The sequence below is a fragment of the Streptomyces sp. NPDC046939 genome (assembly GCF_040644575.1).
GTDB lineage: Bacteria > Actinomycetota > Actinomycetes > Streptomycetales > Streptomycetaceae > Streptomyces.
Genome location: NZ_JBEYWV010000017.1, coordinates 130,792 through 148,014, shown reverse-complemented (window position 1 = coordinate 148,014; position 17,223 = coordinate 130,792). Strand labels below are relative to the sequence as shown.

Below are 17,223 nucleotides of genomic sequence, written 5' to 3'. Positions count from 1 at the left end.
TCCGTCCAGGAGAGGACGCCCCATGACCATCACAACCCCCTTCGACCACTCCCTCTCCATCCGCCAAATCCTCGCCCTGGACAGAATCGCGGCCGGAGACCCGGAGGTGGTCGCAGCAGCGAACCACCTCGACCGCCCCGTCCGCTGGGTCCACGTAGCGGAGGCGGCAGACGTGGGCGTCATGCTCACCGGCGGCGAGATGATCCTGACGACGGGCGTCCTGCTCGCGGGCGACGTCCGCAGCCAGACCGAGTACATCCGGTCCCTGCACAGGGCGGAGGCCGCCGCCCTGGTCCTGGGCCTCGGCCGCGCCTTCCCCGCACCGCCGGAGGACATGCGCCGAGAGGCGGAGCGCCACGGCCTCCCCATGGTGGTCCTGCACCGCCCGTTCCCCTTCGCGGAGTTGACGGAAGAGGTCCAGTCGAGACTGGTCCGCCGCAAGTACGCCGCCGTCAGCCTCTCCGAGGGCATCCGCACCGCGCTGACCGGCCTGATCACCGCGGGAGCGCCGCTGCAAAGTCTGCTGGACGAGATCGCCGCCCACAGCGCCTGCCCGGTGGTCGTCACCAACCTGGCCCATCGCGTCCTGGCCACCGCCGGGGAGCGCCCCGCCGTCGACGACGTCCTGCGCGACTGGGACCGCATCGCCCGCCAGCCCGGCGAGATCGACGGCGAGGGCTGGCTCCGCGCCGACCTCGGCGGCCGGGGCGAACGCTGGGGCTCCGTCGTCCTGTGCGGCTACCGGGGCGACAACGCCTCGGGCCGTCTGCTCGCGGACCGCGCCGCCGAGGCGCTGGTCCTGCATCGCATGTTGTCCGGCTCGGCGCCGAGCTGGGAGGAGCAGTCCGCGCGCTGCCTCCTCGCCGACCTGCTCTCCGGCGTCGTCCCGGCCCGCCAGCTGTTGCCCCGCGCCCGGGCGGCGGGCCTCCCGGTCAACCGCCGTACCTTCGTCCCGCTCGTGGTCCGCGCCGCAGAGCCCGCCCAACTCGACCGCGTACTGCGGGTGCTGGGCCTTCCCGGGCTCGTCGCGGAAGTGGCCGAGGGCGCGGTCGCCGTCCTGCTCAGCCTCGCCCGCGACCAGGCCGCCGACGCCCTCACCGACCGCTTCGCGTCCCGTCTGCGCGCCGAGACGGGGGAGGGGGACGCGGTCGTCGCCGCCGGACCCGCCCGCCCCGGCTGGGAGGACGTGCCCGCCGGACTGCGCGAGGCGCTGCACGTCGCCGAGGCCGTCGCGGGAGCGCCGCCCGGCCTGCCCGCCGTCGTGCGGCTCGGCGACGTACGCCTGCGCGGGCTGGTCCGGCTGCTGCGCGACGACCCGCGTGTGCAGTCGTTCGCCGAGCGGGAACTGGACGGCCTGCTGCGGGCGGAGGACACGGAAGCCCTGCTCCCGGTCCTGCGCACCTACCTCGCCACGGGCCGCAACAAGTCCCGCACGGCCCATCTCCACCACATGAGCCGCCCCGCCCTCTACCGCCGCCTGGAGACCATCGAGGCGCTCCTCGGCATGGACCTCGACGACTTCGAACAGGCGGCCTCCGTCCACATCGCCCTCCTCGCGCACGACGCCCAGCGCGGAACGTGACACCGTGCAACGCCGCGCGCCCGACGACGTGACACGGTGCGACTCGGCGGCCACGGCCCGCGTTCCTATCGTCGTCAGCACGCCGACAGCACCGCATCCCCCCGCAGGAGGTTCCGATGAGCCCCGTGATCCGTGCCGCGATCTTCCAGACCGCCTGGACCGGCGACAAGGAATCGATGATCGAGGCGCATGAGCAGGCCGTGCGCGACGCCGCCGCGCAGGGCGCCCAAGTCCTCTGCTTCCAGGAGCTGTTCTACGGCCCGTACTTCTGCCAGGTGCAGGACCCGGAGTTCTACGCGTACGCGGAGGCGATCCCGGACGGCCCGATCGTGCGCCGCTTCCAGGACCTCGCCCGCGAGCACCACATCGTCCTCGTCCTGCCGATGTACGAGGAGGAGCAGCCCGGCGTCCTCTACAACACGGCCGCCGTGATCGACGCCGACGGCTCCTACCTCGGCAAGTACCGCAAGACCCACATCCCGCAGGTGAAGGGGTTCTGGGAGAAGTTCTACTTCCGGCCCGGGAACTCCGGCTGGCCCGTCTTCGACACGGCCGTCGGCAAGATCGGCGTCTACATCTGCTACGACCGGCACTTTCCCGAGGGCTGGCGCGCGCTCGGCCTCGAAGGCGCGCAGATCGTCTTCAACCCCTCCGCGACCAGCCGGGGCCTCTCCCGCTACCTGTGGCAGCTGGAGCAGCCGGCCGCCGCCGTCGCCAACGAGTACTTCGTCGGCGCCATCAACCGCGTAGGGGTGGAGGAGTACGGGGACAACGACTTCTACGGCACCTCCTACTTCGCCGACCCCGAGGGCCAGTTCGTGGGCGAGGTCGCCGACGACAAGGCGCCCGAACTCGTCGTCCGCGACCTCGACCTCGCCAAGCTGCGCGAGGTCCGCGACCGCTGGCAGTTCTACCGCGACCGCGCCCCGCAGGCGTACGAGCCGCTGACCCGCCCGTAGCCCCGCCGTCCCTGGAGGAGAGCATGAGCGCCGTCCGTACCGTCGTCCGCGGGGGACTGGTCGTCACCGCCGCCGACGAGATGCACGCCGACGTCCTGATCGAGGACGGGCGCGTCGCGGCCCTCGCGGCCACCGGCAGCGACACCGCCGCGTCCTGGACGGACGCGCGGGTCGTCGACGCGCGCCACAAGTACGTCATCCCGGGCGGCGTCGACGGGCACACGCACATGGAGATGCCGTTCGGCGGCACCTTCGCCGCCGACACCTTCGAGACGGGCACCCGGGCGGCGGCCTGGGGCGGCACCACGACCATCGTGGACTTCGCCATCCAGTCGGTGGGCCGCTCGCTGCGCGAGGGCCTCGACGCCTGGCACGCCAAGGCCGACGGGCAGTGCGCGATCGACTACGGCTTCCACATGATCGTCTCCGACGTGCACGACGAGACGCTCAAGGAGATGGACCTCCTCGTGGAGGAGGGCGTGACCTCCTTCAAGCAGTTCATGGCCTATCCGGGCGTCTTCTACTCCGACGACGGACAGATCCTGCGCGCCATGCAGCGCGCCGCCGAGAACGGCGGCCTGATCATGATGCACGCCGAGAACGGCATCGCGATCGACGTCCTCGTGCAGCAGGCCCTCGCGCGCGGCGAGACCGACCCCCGCCACCACGGCGAGGTCAGGAAGGCGCTGCTCGAAGCGGAGGCCACGCACCGCGCGATCAAGCTGGCGCAGGTGGCGGGCGCGCCGCTGTACGTCGTGCACGTCTCCGCGCAGGAGGCGGTCGCCGAGCTGGCGCGTGCCCGCGACGAGGGCCTGCCCGTCTACGGCGAGACCTGCCCGCAGTACCTGTTCCTGTCCACCGACAACCTCGCCGAGCCGGACTTCGAGGGCGCCAAGTACGTGTGCTCGACCCCGCTCAGGCCCAAGGAGCACCAGGCGGCGCTCTGGCGCGGCCTGCGCACCAACGACCTCCAGGTCGTCTCCACCGATCACTGCCCCTTCTGCTTCACCGGCCAGAAGGAGCTGGGGCGCGGCGACTTCTCGAAGATCCCCAACGGGATGCCCGGCGTCGAGAACCGCATGGACCTCCTGCACCAGGCGGTCGTCGAGGGCCACATCACGCGCCGCCGCTGGATCGAGATCGCCTGCGCGGCACCGGCCCGGATGTTCGGCCTGTACCCGAAGAAGGGCACCATCGCGCCGGGCGCGGACGCGGACCTCGTCGTCTACGACCCGCACGCCGAGCAGACGATCAGCGCCGCCACGCACCACATGAACGTCGACTACTCGGCGTACGAGGGCAAGCGGCTCACCGGCCGGGTCGAGACGGTGCTCTCGCGCGGCGAACTCGTCATCAGCGAGCGGGAGTTCACCGGACGCGCCGGGCACGGGGCCTACACGCCGCGCTCGACGTGTCAGTACTGAGAGGGGGCACCATGGACTTCGGACTCGTCCTGCAGACCGACCCGCCCGCGTCGGCGGTCGTGGACCTGATGAAGCGCGCGGAGGGGGTCGGGTTCCGCTACGGGTGGACCTTCGACTCGTGCGTGCTCTGGCAGGAGCCGTTCGTCATCTACAGCCGCATCCTCGCCGAGACGGAGCGGCTGATGGTCGGCCCGATGGTGACCAACCCGGGGACCCGCACCTGGGAGGTGACCGCCTCGACCTTCGCCACGCTCAACGACATGTACGGCAACCGCACCGTCTGCGGCATCGGCCGCGGCGACTCCGCCATGCGCGTCGCGGGCCGCACCCCGAACACCCTCGCCCGGATCAGCGGCGCGATGAAGGTGATCCGCGCGCTCGGCCGGGGCGAGGAGGCGGACCTCGGCGGCGGCGCGGTCGTCCGCTTCCCCTGGGTGCGCGAGGGCGCCGAACTCCCCGTGTGGATGGCCGCGTACGGGCCCAAGGCGCTGAAGATGACCGGCGAGGAGGCCGACGGCTTCATCCTCCAGCTCGCCGACCCGTTCCTGACGGAGTGGATGGTGAAGGCGGTGCGGGACGCGGCCGTCGCGGCGGGCCGGGACCCGGCGGACGTGAAGATCTGCGTCGCCGCGCCCGCGTACGTCACCGACGACGACTCCCCGGACGCCCTCGCCCACGCGCGTGAGCAGTGCCGCTGGTTCGGCGGGATGGTCGGCAACCACGTCGCCGACCTCGTCGCCAAGTACGGGGCGCACTCCGGCATGGTCCCCGACGAGCTGACCGAGTACATCAAGGCCCGCGAGGGCTACGACTACGCCCACCACGGCCGCTCCGGCAACCCCGACACGGCGTTCGTGCCGGACGAGATCGTGGACCGCTTCTGCCTGATCGGCCCGGCCTCGGCACACCTCGAAAAGCTGCGCGCGCTGCGGGAGTTGGGCGTCGACCAGTTCGCCCTGTACGCCATGCACGACGCGAAGGAGGCGGTGATCGACCGGTACGGCCGGGACGTGATCCCGGTGCTCGACGTGTGAACCGTTGGACAGAACGGACTGCCCATGACCGACACCGCCCCGCCCGTCCGCGCGGCCGACCTGGGGGCCGACGCCTTCCCGGCCGACAGCCGCTACGCCAACGAGGATCTGCGCCCCGTACCGATCGCCGAGCGCCGCTGGACCACGTACAACTTCGTGGCCCTGTGGATCGGCATGGCCCACTGCATCCCGTCCTGGACGCTCGCCTCGGGCCTGGTCGCGCTCGGCATGGACTGGAAGCAGGCGGTGCTCACCATCGCCCTGGCCAACGTCATCGTGCTCCTCCCGATGCTGCTCACCGGGCATGCCGGGCCGAAGTACGGCATACCGTTCCCGGTCCTGGCCCGCGCCTCGTTCGGGATACGCGGCGCGAACCTGCCCGCGATGGTGCGCGCGGCGGTGGCCTGCTGCTGGTTCGGCATCCAGACGTGGATCGGCGGCCAGGGCATCTTCGTCCTCCTGGGCAAGATCTTCGGCGGCTGGGCCGACGCGGCGAGGATCGGCGGCTACCCGTGGACGCTGTGGCTCTGCTTCGTCGTCTTCTGGGTGCTCGAACTCGCCATTATCTACCGGGGGATGGACACGCTGCGGCGGTTCGAGAACTGGGCGGCGCCCTTCGTGCTCGTCGGCGCGCTCGTGCTGCTGATCTGGATCGCGAACAAGGCGGGCGGCTTCGGCCCGCTGCTGCACGAGCCGTCGAAGGTCGGCTGGGGCCCGGACTTCTGGAAGGTCTTCTTCCCCGGCCTGATGGGCATGATCGGCTTCTGGTCGACGCTGTCGCTGAACATCCCGGACTTCACGCGGTTCGGCCAGGGGCAGAAGGCGCAGGTGGTCGGACAGGCGCTCGGACTGCCCACCACCATGACCCTGTTCGCGCTGATGTCGGTCCTCGTGACGGCCGGTTCGGAGAAGGTGTACGGCGTCGCGATCTGGGACCCGGTCGAGCTGGCCGGCAAGACGGACAACGTCTTCGGGCTCCTCTTCGCCCTGGTCACGGTGTTCGTGGCGACGATCTCCGTCAACATCGCCGCCAACGTCGTCTCCCCGGCGTACGACCTCGCCAACCTGGCGCCGAAGTTCATCACCTTCCGCACCGGCGCGATCATCACCGGCGTCGTGGGCGTCCTGGTCATGCCGTGGAAGCTGACCTCGACGCCCGAGCTGTACATCTTCACCTGGCTCGGCGTGGTCGGCGGGCTGCTCGGCACGGTCGCGGGCATCCTCATCGCCGACTACTGGATCGTCCGGCGGACCGTGCTGCACCTGGCGGACCTGTACGTGGCCGGGGGCCGTTACTGGTACTCCGGCGGCTGGAACCCGCGGGCCGTCACCGCCTTCGCCGTCGGCGGGGTGCTCGCGGTCGGCGGATCGTACTCCACGGTGGACGCGGACGGGAACAAGGCGGGCCCCTTCCCCGAGTCCGGGCTGATCCCCTTCCTGAAGCCGCTGGCCGACTACGGGTGGGCCGTGGGACTCGCCGCGTCACTGTGCGTGTACCTGGCGCTCATGGCGGCCGGGCGGGATCGCGGGACGCGCTGACGGTTCCGCCGCGCGCTCGCGGTAGTTGAAAGCCGGATTCCCCTGACGCGTTCCATTGACGGATGCCTTTCGCACGCCGTATTGGTATACCAAAGCCGTCGGGGCGCCCTGTCGCTCTCACGGAGGCGTGTGCCCCCATGTCCGCATCGCCGGACGAACCGGGCGCATTCAGACAGAGGAGCGCGTCATGGTCGCCGTGCACGAACAGACCTCCACAGCCACAGCCACAGCCGCAGGACCGGACGGGACCAGTCCCGGCCTGTACAGCCCCGACCTCGCGCCCACCCGCAGGGAGGGCCGCCGCTGGGGCGCGTACAACGTGTTCACGCTGTGGGGCAACGACGTGCACAGCCTCGGCAACTACGCCTTCGCCATGGGCCTCTTCGCCCTCGGCATGAGCGTCTGGCAGATCCTCATCGCCTTCGCCATCGCCTCGGCCCTGCTGTTCGGACTGCTCACACTGTCGGGGTACATGGGCCACAAGACGGGCGTCCCGTTCCCGGTGATGAGCCGGATCTCCTTCGGCACCAAGGGCGCGCAGCTCCCGGCGGCGGTGCGCGGCGCCGTCGCCATCGCCTGGTTCGGCATCCAGACCTATCTGGCCGCCTCGGTGCTCCGCGCGGTGATCAAGAAGCTCACGCCCGGCGCCGCGTCGCTCGACCACAACTCGGTCCTGGGCCTGTCCACGCTCGGCTGGATCACCTTCGTCGCCCTGTGGGCGGTCCAGGTCGTGATCGTCAGCTACGGCATGGAGCTGATCCGCAAGTACATGGCGTTCGCCGCGCCCGCCATCCTCATCACGATGTGCGGCCTCGCGGTCTGGATCCTGACCAGGACGGACCTGTCGGTCGCGGTCTCCACGGGCCACGCCCCGACCGGCCTCGACGCCTGGCGGCAGATCCTCGAGAGCGCCGCGCTCTGGGTCGTCATCTACGGCACGTTCGTCCTGAACTTCTGCGACTTCACGCGCTCCGCCAAGAGCCGCCGCGCCATCGTCGTCGGCAACCTCGTCGGCATCCCGCTCAACATGCTCTTCTTCGCCGGGATCGTGGTCGTGCTCTCCGGCGGCCAGTTCAAGCTCGACGGGCAGGTCGTCACCGGGCCCGAGGACATCGTCGCCACCATCCCCAGCACGACCCTGATGGTGCTCGCCTCGCTCGCCTTCATCACCCTGACCATCGCGGTGAACCTCCTCGCGAACTTCGTCGCCCCGATCTACGCGCTGGTCAACCTCTTCCCGCGCAGGCTCGACTTCCGCAAGGCCGGCCTGGTCAGCGCCGTCATCGGCCTCGTCATCCTGCCCTGGAACCTCTACAACAGCCCGACCGTCGTCAACTACTTCCTCGGCGGCCTCGGCGCCCTCCTCGGCCCCGCCTTCGGCGTCGTCATGGCCGACTACTGGCTGGTGCGCCGCACCCGCGTCAACGTCCCCGCCCTCTACACCGACGCCGCCGACGGCGACTACCACTACCGCTCCGGCCTCCATCTGCGCGCCGTCGGCGCCTTCGCGCCGGCCGCCGCCGTGGCCGTCGTCGTCGCGCTCGTCCCCGCCTTCGCGTCGGTCTCCGGCTTCTCCTGGTTCATCGGCGCCGGACTCGCCGCCCTGCTCTACGTGGTCCTCGCCGACCGCAGCCGCACCCCGCAGGACGTGGACGGCGAGGCGCTCGCGGTCGACGCCGCGTAACCCCCGCCCCGCCAGCGGCAGCTGACCCACCCCCACAGCACAGGAAGCACCGCCATGCGCATACTCGTCTGCAACGTCAACACCACCGGGACGATGACCGACGCCATCGCCGCCCAGGCCCGGTCCGTCGCCGCGCCCGGCACCGAGATCGTGGCGCTGACCCCGGCGTTCGGCGCCGAGTCCGTCGAGGGCAACTACGAGAGCTACCTCGCCGCCATCGCCGTGATGGAGACGGTGCGCGCCTACCCGGAGCCGTTCGACGCCGTCATCCAGGCCGGATACGGCGAGCACGGCCGCGAAGGGCTCCAGGAACTCCTCGACGTACCGGTCGTCGACATCACCGAGGCCGCCGCCTCCACCGCCCAGTACCTCGGCCACCGCTACTCCGTCGTCACCACCCTGGACCGGGCCGTCCCGCTCATCGAGGACCGGCTGAGGCTCGCCGGGCTCACCGACCGGTGCGCCTCGGTGCGGGCCAGCGGCATGGCCGTGCTCGACCTCGAACGCGACCCGGACGCCGCCGTCGAGGCCATCGTGGAGGAGGCCGCCCGCGCCGTGGAGCTCGACCGCGCCGAGGTGATCTGCCTCGGCTGCGGCGGCATGGCCGAGCTGACCGAGCGGGTCAAGGAGCGCACCGGCGTCCCGGTCGTCGACGGGGTCGCCGCCGCCGTCACCGTCGCCGAGTCGCTCGTCCGGCTCGGGCTCACCACTTCCAAGGTGCGGACGTACGCGCGGCCCCGCGAGAAGAAGATCCGCAACTGGCCGCCGTTCATCAGCGCCTAGGGCCTGTCGTCAAACACCCGTCGTCGCCCGGAGCGCGGCGACGGCGTCGCGGGCCGCCCGCAGCGCACCCTTGTCCACCGTGTCGGCGGACGGCGCGCCCTTGGTCTCGAAGTCGCTGCCGTTGTAGGTGACCGTCACCAGCGCGTTCGCGGCGCGGACCGTGACGATGGCCTCGCGGGTCTTCTGCTTGTCCTTGGTGGTGAGCGCCGACGTCAGCCGCGCCCCGTCGCCGATCTCCTGCGGCGTGCCGTCCCCCTTGTCCCCGGCGGCGTACGCCTGCTTCGCCAGCGCGTCGGAGTCCTTCACCTCGAAGGAGACGTCGAGCCAGTGGTAGTCGTAGCCCTTGAGCGCGCTCCAGGAGCAGCCGCGGCGCACCGACTCGTCGGTCGCCGCCAGCTCCTTGCCCGCCGTCCCGGCGCCCGGCACGAGCGCCTTGACCGTCGCCGCCGTCACGGCCCCGCAGGGCGCGGGCGGCTTCGCGTACGTCCTGGCCGCGACGCTGGCGCTCGGGCCGGGCGACGCGGACGCCGTCGGCTCCGGCGAGGCGTCCTTGTGCTTCTTGTCGGCGGAGTCGGACATCGGGCCCGTGGACCAGGCCCAGCCCACGCAGGCGAGCAGGGCGACCGGCAGCAGCCGGGCGGTCAGCATGACCGGCAGTGGGAGAGAACGCACGGCGTACGTCCCTTGCGTCAGGGGAGTGGGGGAGGCCAGTTTCACACGAGTTGCTGTGCGAACGACACCGCCACTTCCGTCACCCCCGCATCACACAGCGGCACCGCGCGCCGGAGCCCGCGGCGGGCTCACGCGCCCACGTCGTCCCGGCGCAGCGCCGTGACCACCCAGACCGCCGCGCGCAGCCGCACGCCGCCCGCGGTCGCGTACGGCCGGAGCGTGTTCTCCAGGGCGGCGCGCGTCCGGGCGGACACGCTCCGGCCGGGGGTGCGGGACAGGAGGAAGTCGACGGCGTCGGCGGGCGAGTCGCCCCAGCGGGTCCGCACGTCCACCGGGCTCACGGCGATCCGGCGGAACGTGCGGTGCAGCGCGGCGTGGATCCGGTACGGCTCGGACAGCGACGCCATCGCGGCGCCCGCCGCGCGCGCGTCCGGGTCGGGCTCGACCGGCGCCGCGTCCCGGGTGCCTTCCGCGAGGCGCCGTGCGAACCGGGCGAGCACCGCGCCCTCCTCCGTCTCCCGCCCCGTCCGGCGCGGGCAGACGAAGGCGAGCCGGCCGCCCTCGCGCAGGGCCCGCGCCACGTTCGCGAACGCCGCCACGGGGTCCTCGAAGAACATGACGCCGCCCCGGCTGAGCGCGAGGTCGTAGGTGCCCGGCGCGAAGGGGTGCGTCTGCACGTCACCGACCTCGTACGTCGCCCCGTGCACACCGTCCTCGGCGGTACGCGCGCGGGCGCGCGTGATCAGCGGCACCGACAGGTCGACGCCCACGGCGTGCCCGGGCGCCGCGAGCAGGGCCGCCGTGCGGGTGGTGGCGCCCGCGCCGCAGCCGATGTCCAGGACGCGGTCGCCCGGCGCGATCGCGGCGGCCTCGAACAGGGCCGCGTCGGCGTCACCGAGCATCGCGTCGAAGCGGCGGTGGTGGGCGGCCCAGTGGTGGCCGAGGGGGCCGTTCCAGGCGAGTTCCTGGCGGAGATTGGCGACGGCGCCCGGCGTCTGGCTGACCGGGTTCGTCGGCGCCATCGAGGTCATCGCACTCGTCGGGGTCATTGCACTTGTCGGGTTCGTCGGAGTCATCGGGTCTCCAGGAGGTGGGTCACGGGCAGGGCGGACTCGATCCGGTCCACGGCGGCGAACGCCCCGTAGGCGATCAGGCGCACCAGGCAGTGGTCGGTGTACGGCCGTACGCGCCACGCCGCCACGTCCGCGTCGGTGATCCGGTACGGCGCCAGCGCGGCGAGCAGCGCGAGCCGGGCCCCGGGGCGTTCGGCGCGGTCGGGGAGGCCCGGCCAGGCGGGCGCCGGGTGCGAGCCGTCCCAGCGCGCGACGGTGTCCTGGACGAGACCGAGGTCGGCGTCGTCGAGGAGGGCCGCGCCCGCCGTGGCCGCCGTGCGCAGGGCGTCGTAGGCGGGCCCGACGGAGGTGCCCGCCGCCCAGGCCGGTCCGGGGCCCGGCGAGTCGAGCAGGGCGAGGGAGGCGCCCGGGGCGTGGTCGGCGCGGACCACGCGCGCCATGTTCCGGCCCGCGAGCGCGCGGACCGGCCCGAGGCGCTGGGCGTTGCCGGGCAGCAGGTTCTCGGTGCACAGCGCGGAGACGATCCGGTTGATGAAGTGGAAGGTCAGCGCGGTGCCGACGTGCGAGGCGAGGTCGGCGCGGGCGAACGGCGGCGGCGTCAGCTCCGGGGACCCCGGCACGCGCGTGGCGCGGCCCCAGGCGAGGAGCCGGGCCGCGCGGGCGTCCGGCGGCACGCGGTCACGGGCCACCGCCTCGCCGAGCGCGCGGTCGCCGGTGGCGTGCAGCAGCACGGCGTGCGCGTCGACGCAGAACGGGCAGCGGTTGGCGAGGGAGGCCCCGGCCGCGACCAGCTCGCGGTCGGTCCGCGAACCGCTGCCCGCGATGAGGGACTCGCGCAGCAACGCCCAGGCGGGCGCGAGGAGTTCGGGCGCCGAGGAGAGGACGACGAGCGTCGAGGGGCGCGCGATGCCGAAGTCGGTCGCCGTCTGCGCCCAGACGGCGGCCGCGGTGCCGGTGGCGGACCTGGGCGACGGTGGCACGGTGTAGCGGTACGGGCCGGGCATACGGGCTCCTCCTGCCGGTCGGCGCGGCTCTGCCGGAACGGTGCCGCGACGCCGCTCAGCCTCGCCCCGCGGCCTGTACGCGGGCGTCGTACGGCGGATCCCAACTCGCTCTACTCCCGGGGGAGTAGGCGCGCGCCCGGTGCCGTCCTCGGGGCGGACGCCGATGTCAGTGGGGCGGTCTACTGTTCCGGGCAGACCAATCGCTCGGACGGGGCACGGGGGTGGACGGGGCATGGGCGTGGGCGTGGACACGGGTGGGGGAGCGGCGGCCGGCCGGGGCTCGGGTGCGGCGGCGGCTCCGCCCGGCCCGCGCGCGTACCTGGGCGACGCGCTGCTCGCGGTCGTGATCGCCGCGATCCTCGTGCTCGGCGCCGCGCTCGGCGACGACCGGGTGGCGCCGCTGGACTACGCCCTGATGGTGGCGTCCGCGCTGGCCCTCGCGGGGCACCGCCGGGCGCCCCGCGCGGTCCTGCTCGCCTCGGCGGCCCTGACCACGGCCCACGTGCTGCACGCCCACCCCGGCACCCTGGCCGCGCTGCCGGTCGTCGCGGCGGTCCACACGGCGTCCCGGGCCGGGCACCGGGGCCTCGGCGCCGCCGTGGCCGGAGTCTTCCTCGCCGTCTACGTCACCCAGGACGCGCTCACCGCCGACGGCGCGACCACGCGCGCGATGCTGCTCGCGGGCTGGTTCCTGTGCGCCGTCGTGACCGGGCTCGCCGACAAGAACTGGCAGGCCTACCTCCACCAGACCGAACAGCGCGCCCTGGAGGCCGAGCGGACCCGCGAGGAGGCGGCGCTGCGCCGCGCCGGTGAGGAGCGGCTGCGCATCGCGCGCGAGCTGCACGACTCCCTCACCCACAGCATCTCCATCGTCAAGCTCCAGGCCGGGGTCGCCGTCCACCTCGCACGCAAGCGCGGCGAGGAGATACCGCCCGCGCTCCTCGCCATCCAGGAGGCGAGCGGCGAGGCGATGCGCGAACTGCGGGCCACGCTCGACGTGTTGCGCGCGGACGAGCCCACCGGCGACCCCGCGACGCTGGTCGAGCGCGCCCGCGCGGCGGGCATCCCCGTCGACCACACCGTCACCGGCACCCCACGCCCCCTCCCGCCCGCGCAGGAGCGGGCGGCGTACCGGATCGTGCAGGAGGCGCTGACGAACGTCGCCCGCCACGCGGGCCGCGGGGCACGGGCCGACGTACGACTGGCGTACGACGAGACCGGGCTGACGGTGAGCGTGACCGACACCGGGACCGCGTCCCCGGCCCGGCCGGTCACCGAGGGCACCGGGCTGACGGGGATGCGGGAGCGGGTCGCGGCGGTGGGCGGCACGCTGGTCGCGGGGGCGCGCGAGGAGGGCGGGTTCGAGGTACGGGTGCGCCTGCCGCTGAACGCGGGGCCGTCCCGGGAGGCGGGAGCGGCCGGGGCGCCGTCGGACGCGGTCCCGTCGCATCCGGCCCCGCGGCCGCCGGTGCGCGAGGCGGCCACCCCGTGAGCCGCCCCGAGACCCGGCCCGTGATCCGCGTCGTCCTCGTCGACGACCAGGCGCTCATGCGCGCCGGGTTCCGCGCCCTGCTCGACGCCGAGGACGGGATCGAGGTAGTCGGGGAGGCCGCGGGCGGCGACGAGGGGGTACGGCTCGTCCGCGAGCGGGTGCCCGACGTCGTCCTCATGGATGTGCAGATGCCCGGCGTCAGCGGCATCGAGGCGACCCGCCGGATCGCCCAGGACCCCGCGCTCGCGCACGTCCGCGTCGTCATGCTCACCAACTACGGCCTGGACGAGTACGTCTTCGACGCGCTGCGCGCGGGCGCGTCCGGCTTCCTCCTCAAGGACAGCGAACCGGAGGACCTGCTCACCGGGATCGCGGTCGTGGCACGCGGCGACGCGCTCCTCTCGCCGTCCGTCACACGCCGCCTCATCGGCGCCTTCGTGGCCCGCCCGCCGGACCGTACGACCGCGCCGGGCCTGGAGTGCCTCACCCCGCGCGAGCGGGAGGTCACCGCGCTCGCCGCGCGCGGCCTCACCAACGAGGAGATCGCCGCGCACATGGTGATCAGCCCCTTCACCGCGAAGACCCACATCAGCCGCGCCATGACCAAGCTCGGCGCCCGCGACCGGGCCCAACTCGTCGTCTTCGCCTACGAGTCGGGTCTCGTCGCCGCCCGCACGCCGGACGCCGCGCGCGGGGCTACGTAGGATCACGCCATGACGATCAAGGGGAAGGCGGCGCTCGGGCGCGCCGTGGGGCTCATGGCGACGGCGCTGCTCGTCGCGGCGTGCGGGGCACCGGCACCGGTCACGCCCTCGGCCCCGGCGGACACCGGCGCCCGCGTGGACGACTACCGGGTCCACGCCGACTCCCTCGACACCGCCACCCCGGCACCGTACGGAAGCATCGACGTGGAAGGAGCCGCCCGCCCCGGCGCCTCCGCACGGACCCGGGCGCCCGAACCCTCCGGCCCCTGCCCGGACTCCGGGATGCGCATTACCGCGGGCGACGCCAACGCCGCCATGGGCCTGCGCGCCCTCACCGTCACCCTCACCAACTGCGGCAGAGCCACCTTCGACCTGTACGGATACCCGCGCCTGAAGCTCCTCGACGCGGACGGGACACCCGTCGAGCGCGTCCAGGTCCTCGAAGGCACCTCCGCGATCACCGCCGGCGTGCGCGACGACACCCCCCGCCGCATCACCGTGCGCCCCGGCGAGGCCGCCTCCACCTCCTGGGTGTGGCGCAACACCTACGACGACACGACGCACCCGCCCGTCACCGTCGCCCGCGTCGTCGTCGACCCCGCCCTCGGCCGCGGCACCCAGGCCGTCACCCCCGACCCGCCGCTCGACCTCGGCAGCACGGGGAGACTCGGCACCACCGCCTGGCGCAAGCGATGAGCGCCGCCCGCTAGGATCCGCAGACGTTGCAGAGGAACGCGGACACTGGGTCCGCCGTGGTGGTTGGGGGTCGGCGTGGTCGCTGGTCGTGTGGTGCGCTTCGACGGAGCGCGCGGATATGGGTTCATCGCGCCGGACGACGGCGGTGAGGACGTCTTCCTTCATGTGAACGACCTCCTCATCCCCGAGTCGTACCTGCGCACCGGGCTGAAGGTCGAGTTCGACATCGAGGAGGGCGACCGCGGCCCGAAGGCGTCCTCGGTGCAGCTCGCCGAGGGCACCGCCGCGCCGACGGCGGGCCGGAACGCGGTCGACGGCGACGACGTGCTGTGCGACGTGCTGCGCGTCGACGAGTTCACGAACGAGGTCACCGAACTGCTGCTGCGCGCCGCGCCCTCGCTGACCGGTGAGCAGATCCTCGCGGTCCGCCGCGAACTGCTGCAGAGCGGGCGCAAGCACGGCTGGGTGGACAGCTGACCGGAAGAGACCGAGCGAGCCGCGCGGCAGCGGCTGAGACACCCCGGGGCCCGGGCCGAGTCGACCACTCGGCCCGGGCCCCGTCCGTCGCTCCGCCCCGGGGCTCGCGCCGCGGCCTCTCGTACGATCCGGGACAACCGCACCGCCACCCGCTAGGAGTCCCCTTGTTCACCACCCGGCCGACTCTCCAGGGCACCTTCGGCATGGTGTCCTCCACGCACTACCTCGCCTCCCAGTCCGCGATGGCGGTCCTGGAGGACGGCGGCAACGCCTACGACGCCGCCGTCGCCGCGGGGTTCGTCCTGCACGTCGTCGAGCCGCACCTGAACGGGCCCGCCGGTGAGGTGCCGATCCTCCTCGCCCCGGCCGACGGCGAGGTGCGCGTCCTGTGCGGCCAGGGCGTGGCGCCCGCCGGGGCCACCGTCGCCCACTACCGGTCCCTCGGCCTCGACCTCGTACCCGGCACAGGACCCCTGGCGGCCGCCGTGCCCGGCGCCTTCGACGCCTGGATGCTCCTCCTCAGGGACCACGGCACGAAGACCCTCGCCGACGTCCTGAAGTACGCCATCGGCTACGCGGAGGACGGCCACGCGCCCGTGGAGCGCGTCGGCGAGACCGTCGAGACGGTACGGGAACTGTTCGAGACGGAGTGGCCGTCCTCGGCCGAGGTCTACCTGGCCGACGGCAAGGCGCCCGCGCCCGGCGCGCTGTTCCGCAACCCCAGGCTCGCCGCCACCTGGAAGCGGCTCATAGCGGAGGCCGGGGAGGCGGGCGCCGGCCGTGTCGCGCAGATCGAGGCGGCGCGGCGGATCTGGCGCGAGGGCTTCATCGCCGAGGCCCTGGTGCGCCAGGCGGCCCGGCCCACCATGGACACCAGCGGCGAGCGCCACACCGGCACCCTCACCCAAGCCGACCTCGCCGCCTGGGAAGCGACCTACGAGGCCCCGGCCACGTACGACTGGAACGGCTGGACGCTCTGCAAGGCGGGCGGCTGGAGCCAGGGCCCCGCCTTCCTCCAGCAGCTCGCCCTGCTCCCGCCCGAACTGCCCGCCTACGGCTCCGCCGACTACGTCCATCTGCTGATCGAGGGCTGCAAGCTCGCGATGGCCGACCGGGAGGCGTGGTACGGCGACGCGCGGGACGTCCCTGTGGACGCGCTGCTCTCCGACGAGTACAACGCCGCCCGCCGCGCCCTGATCGACCCGGCGAAGGCGTCGCACGAGCTGCGCCCCGGCCGCCCGCTCGGCGCCGAGCCCCGCCTCAGCGCGCACGCCACCGCCGTCGCCGCCGGTGCCCCCGGATTCGACGCCCTGGGGGTCGCGGGCGCCGGTGAGCCGACCGTCGCCAAGAGCCCCACGTCCCCGGTGCCGGGCGAGCCCGACGTCGGCGGCGACGGACTGACCCGCGGCGACACCTGCCACCTCGACATCGTCGACCGCTGGGGCAACATGGTCGCCGCGACCCCCTCCGGCGGCTGGCTCCAGTCCAACCCGGTCGTGCCCGAGCTGGGCTTCCCGCTCGGTACGCGCCTCCAGATGACGTGGCTGGAAGAGGGGCTGCCCAACTCGCTCACCCCCGGCCGCCGCCCGCGCACCACCCTCACCCCGTCGCTCGCCCTGAGGGACGGCGTCCCGGTCATGGCGTTCGGCACGCCCGGCGGCGACCAGCAGGACCAGTGGCAGATGCACTTCTTCCTCGCGGTGGCGCTGCGCCCGGCGGTCCGGGGCGGCCTCGACCTCCAGGGCGCCATCGACGCCCCGAACTGGCACAACGACTCCTTCCCCGGCTCCTTCTTCCCGCGCGGGATGCGGCCGGGATCGGTCACCGTGGAGTCCCGGATGGACGGGGAGATCGTCGCCGAGCTGCGCCGGCGCGGCCACGACGTGACCGTCGGGGACGCCTGGTCCGAGGGGCGGCTGTGCGCCGTCGCCCGCGACCCGTACACCGGTGTCCTCTCGGCGGCCGCGAACCCGCGCGGGATGCAGGGATACGCCGTCGGCCGCTGAGCCGCCCGCACCCCATGGGTGGAATCGCCCGCTGAGCGGTGATCGCCGATTTCATGGTGATTCCACCCACAGTTCACCTGATCAGTACGCGATG

General features: G+C 73.3%; 15 protein-coding genes. 12 read left to right on the top strand and 3 right to left on the bottom strand.

The window, feature by feature from the left end:
- The first annotated feature begins 22 nt into the window (after positions 1–22).
- From ABZ877_RS20280 to ABZ877_RS20250, 7 genes are all read left to right on the top strand, one after another.
- Positions 23–1,582 carry a PucR family transcriptional regulator ligand-binding domain-containing protein gene (locus ABZ877_RS20280; protein ID WP_361072925.1) on the top strand — a complete coding sequence of 520 codons (1,560 nt, stop codon included), beginning with the start codon at positions 23–25 and terminating at the stop codon, positions 1,580–1,582.
- A gap of 116 nt (positions 1,583–1,698) precedes the next feature.
- A complete protein-coding gene (locus ABZ877_RS20275) occupies positions 1,699–2,541 on the top strand; it encodes a nitrilase-related carbon-nitrogen hydrolase (RefSeq protein ID WP_361072921.1) in 843 nt (280 codons plus the stop codon).
- 23 nt (positions 2,542–2,564) lie between these two features.
- Complete coding sequence (gene hydA / locus ABZ877_RS20270) at positions 2,565–3,965, top strand: dihydropyrimidinase (protein ID WP_361072918.1); 1,401 nt, start codon at positions 2,565–2,567, stop codon at positions 3,963–3,965.
- 11 nt (positions 3,966–3,976) lie between these two features.
- On the top strand, positions 3,977–4,999 hold the full coding sequence (locus ABZ877_RS20265) for a TIGR03842 family LLM class F420-dependent oxidoreductase (protein WP_361072915.1): 1,023 nt from the start codon (positions 3,977–3,979) through the stop codon (positions 4,997–4,999).
- A 24-nt stretch (positions 5,000–5,023) separates the two neighbouring features.
- Entirely contained in the window at positions 5,024–6,538 is a 1,515-nt protein-coding gene (locus tag ABZ877_RS20260; RefSeq protein ID WP_361072912.1) for an NCS1 family nucleobase:cation symporter-1, read from the top strand.
- Positions 6,539–6,725: 187 nt separating this feature from the next.
- Positions 6,726–8,222, top strand: a complete 1,497-nt coding sequence (locus tag ABZ877_RS20255; RefSeq protein ID WP_361072909.1) for an NCS1 family nucleobase:cation symporter-1 — start codon at positions 6,726–6,728, stop codon at positions 8,220–8,222.
- Positions 8,223–8,276: 54 nt separating this feature from the next.
- Complete coding sequence (locus ABZ877_RS20250) at positions 8,277–9,005, top strand: aspartate/glutamate racemase family protein (protein WP_361072906.1); 729 nt, start codon at positions 8,277–8,279, stop codon at positions 9,003–9,005.
- Between the two features lie 9 nt (positions 9,006–9,014).
- Here the strand turns inward: ABZ877_RS20250 and ABZ877_RS20245 are convergent, their stop codons facing one another.
- The 3 genes from ABZ877_RS20245 to ABZ877_RS20235 form a co-directional block, all read right to left on the bottom strand.
- Positions 9,015–9,677: a hypothetical protein gene (locus ABZ877_RS20245; RefSeq protein ID WP_361072903.1), complete on the bottom strand. Its 663-nt coding sequence runs from the start codon at positions 9,675–9,677 to the stop codon at positions 9,015–9,017.
- A gap of 128 nt (positions 9,678–9,805) precedes the next feature.
- Positions 9,806–10,726, bottom strand: a complete 921-nt coding sequence (locus ABZ877_RS20240) for a class I SAM-dependent methyltransferase (RefSeq protein ID WP_361072900.1) — start codon at positions 10,724–10,726, stop codon at positions 9,806–9,808.
- A 23-nt stretch (positions 10,727–10,749) separates the two neighbouring features.
- Positions 10,750–11,754 (bottom strand): carboxymuconolactone decarboxylase family protein, encoded by a 1,005-nt coding sequence (locus ABZ877_RS20235; RefSeq protein WP_361072897.1) that lies wholly within the window; start codon positions 11,752–11,754, stop codon positions 10,750–10,752.
- 232 nt (positions 11,755–11,986) lie between these two features.
- On the opposite strand from ABZ877_RS20235, the gene ABZ877_RS20230 reads away from it, so the two are divergent.
- The 5 genes from ABZ877_RS20230 (at position 11,987) to ABZ877_RS20210 (ending at position 17,129) form a co-directional block, all read left to right on the top strand.
- Positions 11,987–13,246, top strand: coding sequence for a sensor histidine kinase (locus ABZ877_RS20230; RefSeq protein WP_361072894.1), 1,260 nt, complete (start codon positions 11,987–11,989; stop codon positions 13,244–13,246).
- Between the two features lie 20 nt (positions 13,247–13,266).
- The gene (locus ABZ877_RS20225) at positions 13,267–13,950 is read left to right on the top strand and encodes a response regulator transcription factor (protein WP_361073074.1); all 684 of its coding nucleotides are present in this window, start codon (positions 13,267–13,269) and stop codon (positions 13,948–13,950) included.
- Positions 13,951–13,959: 9 nt separating this feature from the next.
- On the top strand, positions 13,960–14,646 hold the full coding sequence (locus tag ABZ877_RS20220) for a DUF4232 domain-containing protein (protein WP_361072891.1): 687 nt from the start codon (positions 13,960–13,962) through the stop codon (positions 14,644–14,646).
- 75 nt (positions 14,647–14,721) lie between these two features.
- Entirely contained in the window at positions 14,722–15,123 is a 402-nt protein-coding gene (locus ABZ877_RS20215; RefSeq protein WP_361072888.1) for a cold shock domain-containing protein, read from the top strand.
- A 164-nt stretch (positions 15,124–15,287) separates the two neighbouring features.
- Positions 15,288–17,129 (top strand): gamma-glutamyltransferase, encoded by a 1,842-nt coding sequence (locus ABZ877_RS20210; RefSeq protein WP_361072885.1) that lies wholly within the window; start codon positions 15,288–15,290, stop codon positions 17,127–17,129.
- Positions 17,130–17,223: the final 94 nt, after the last annotated feature.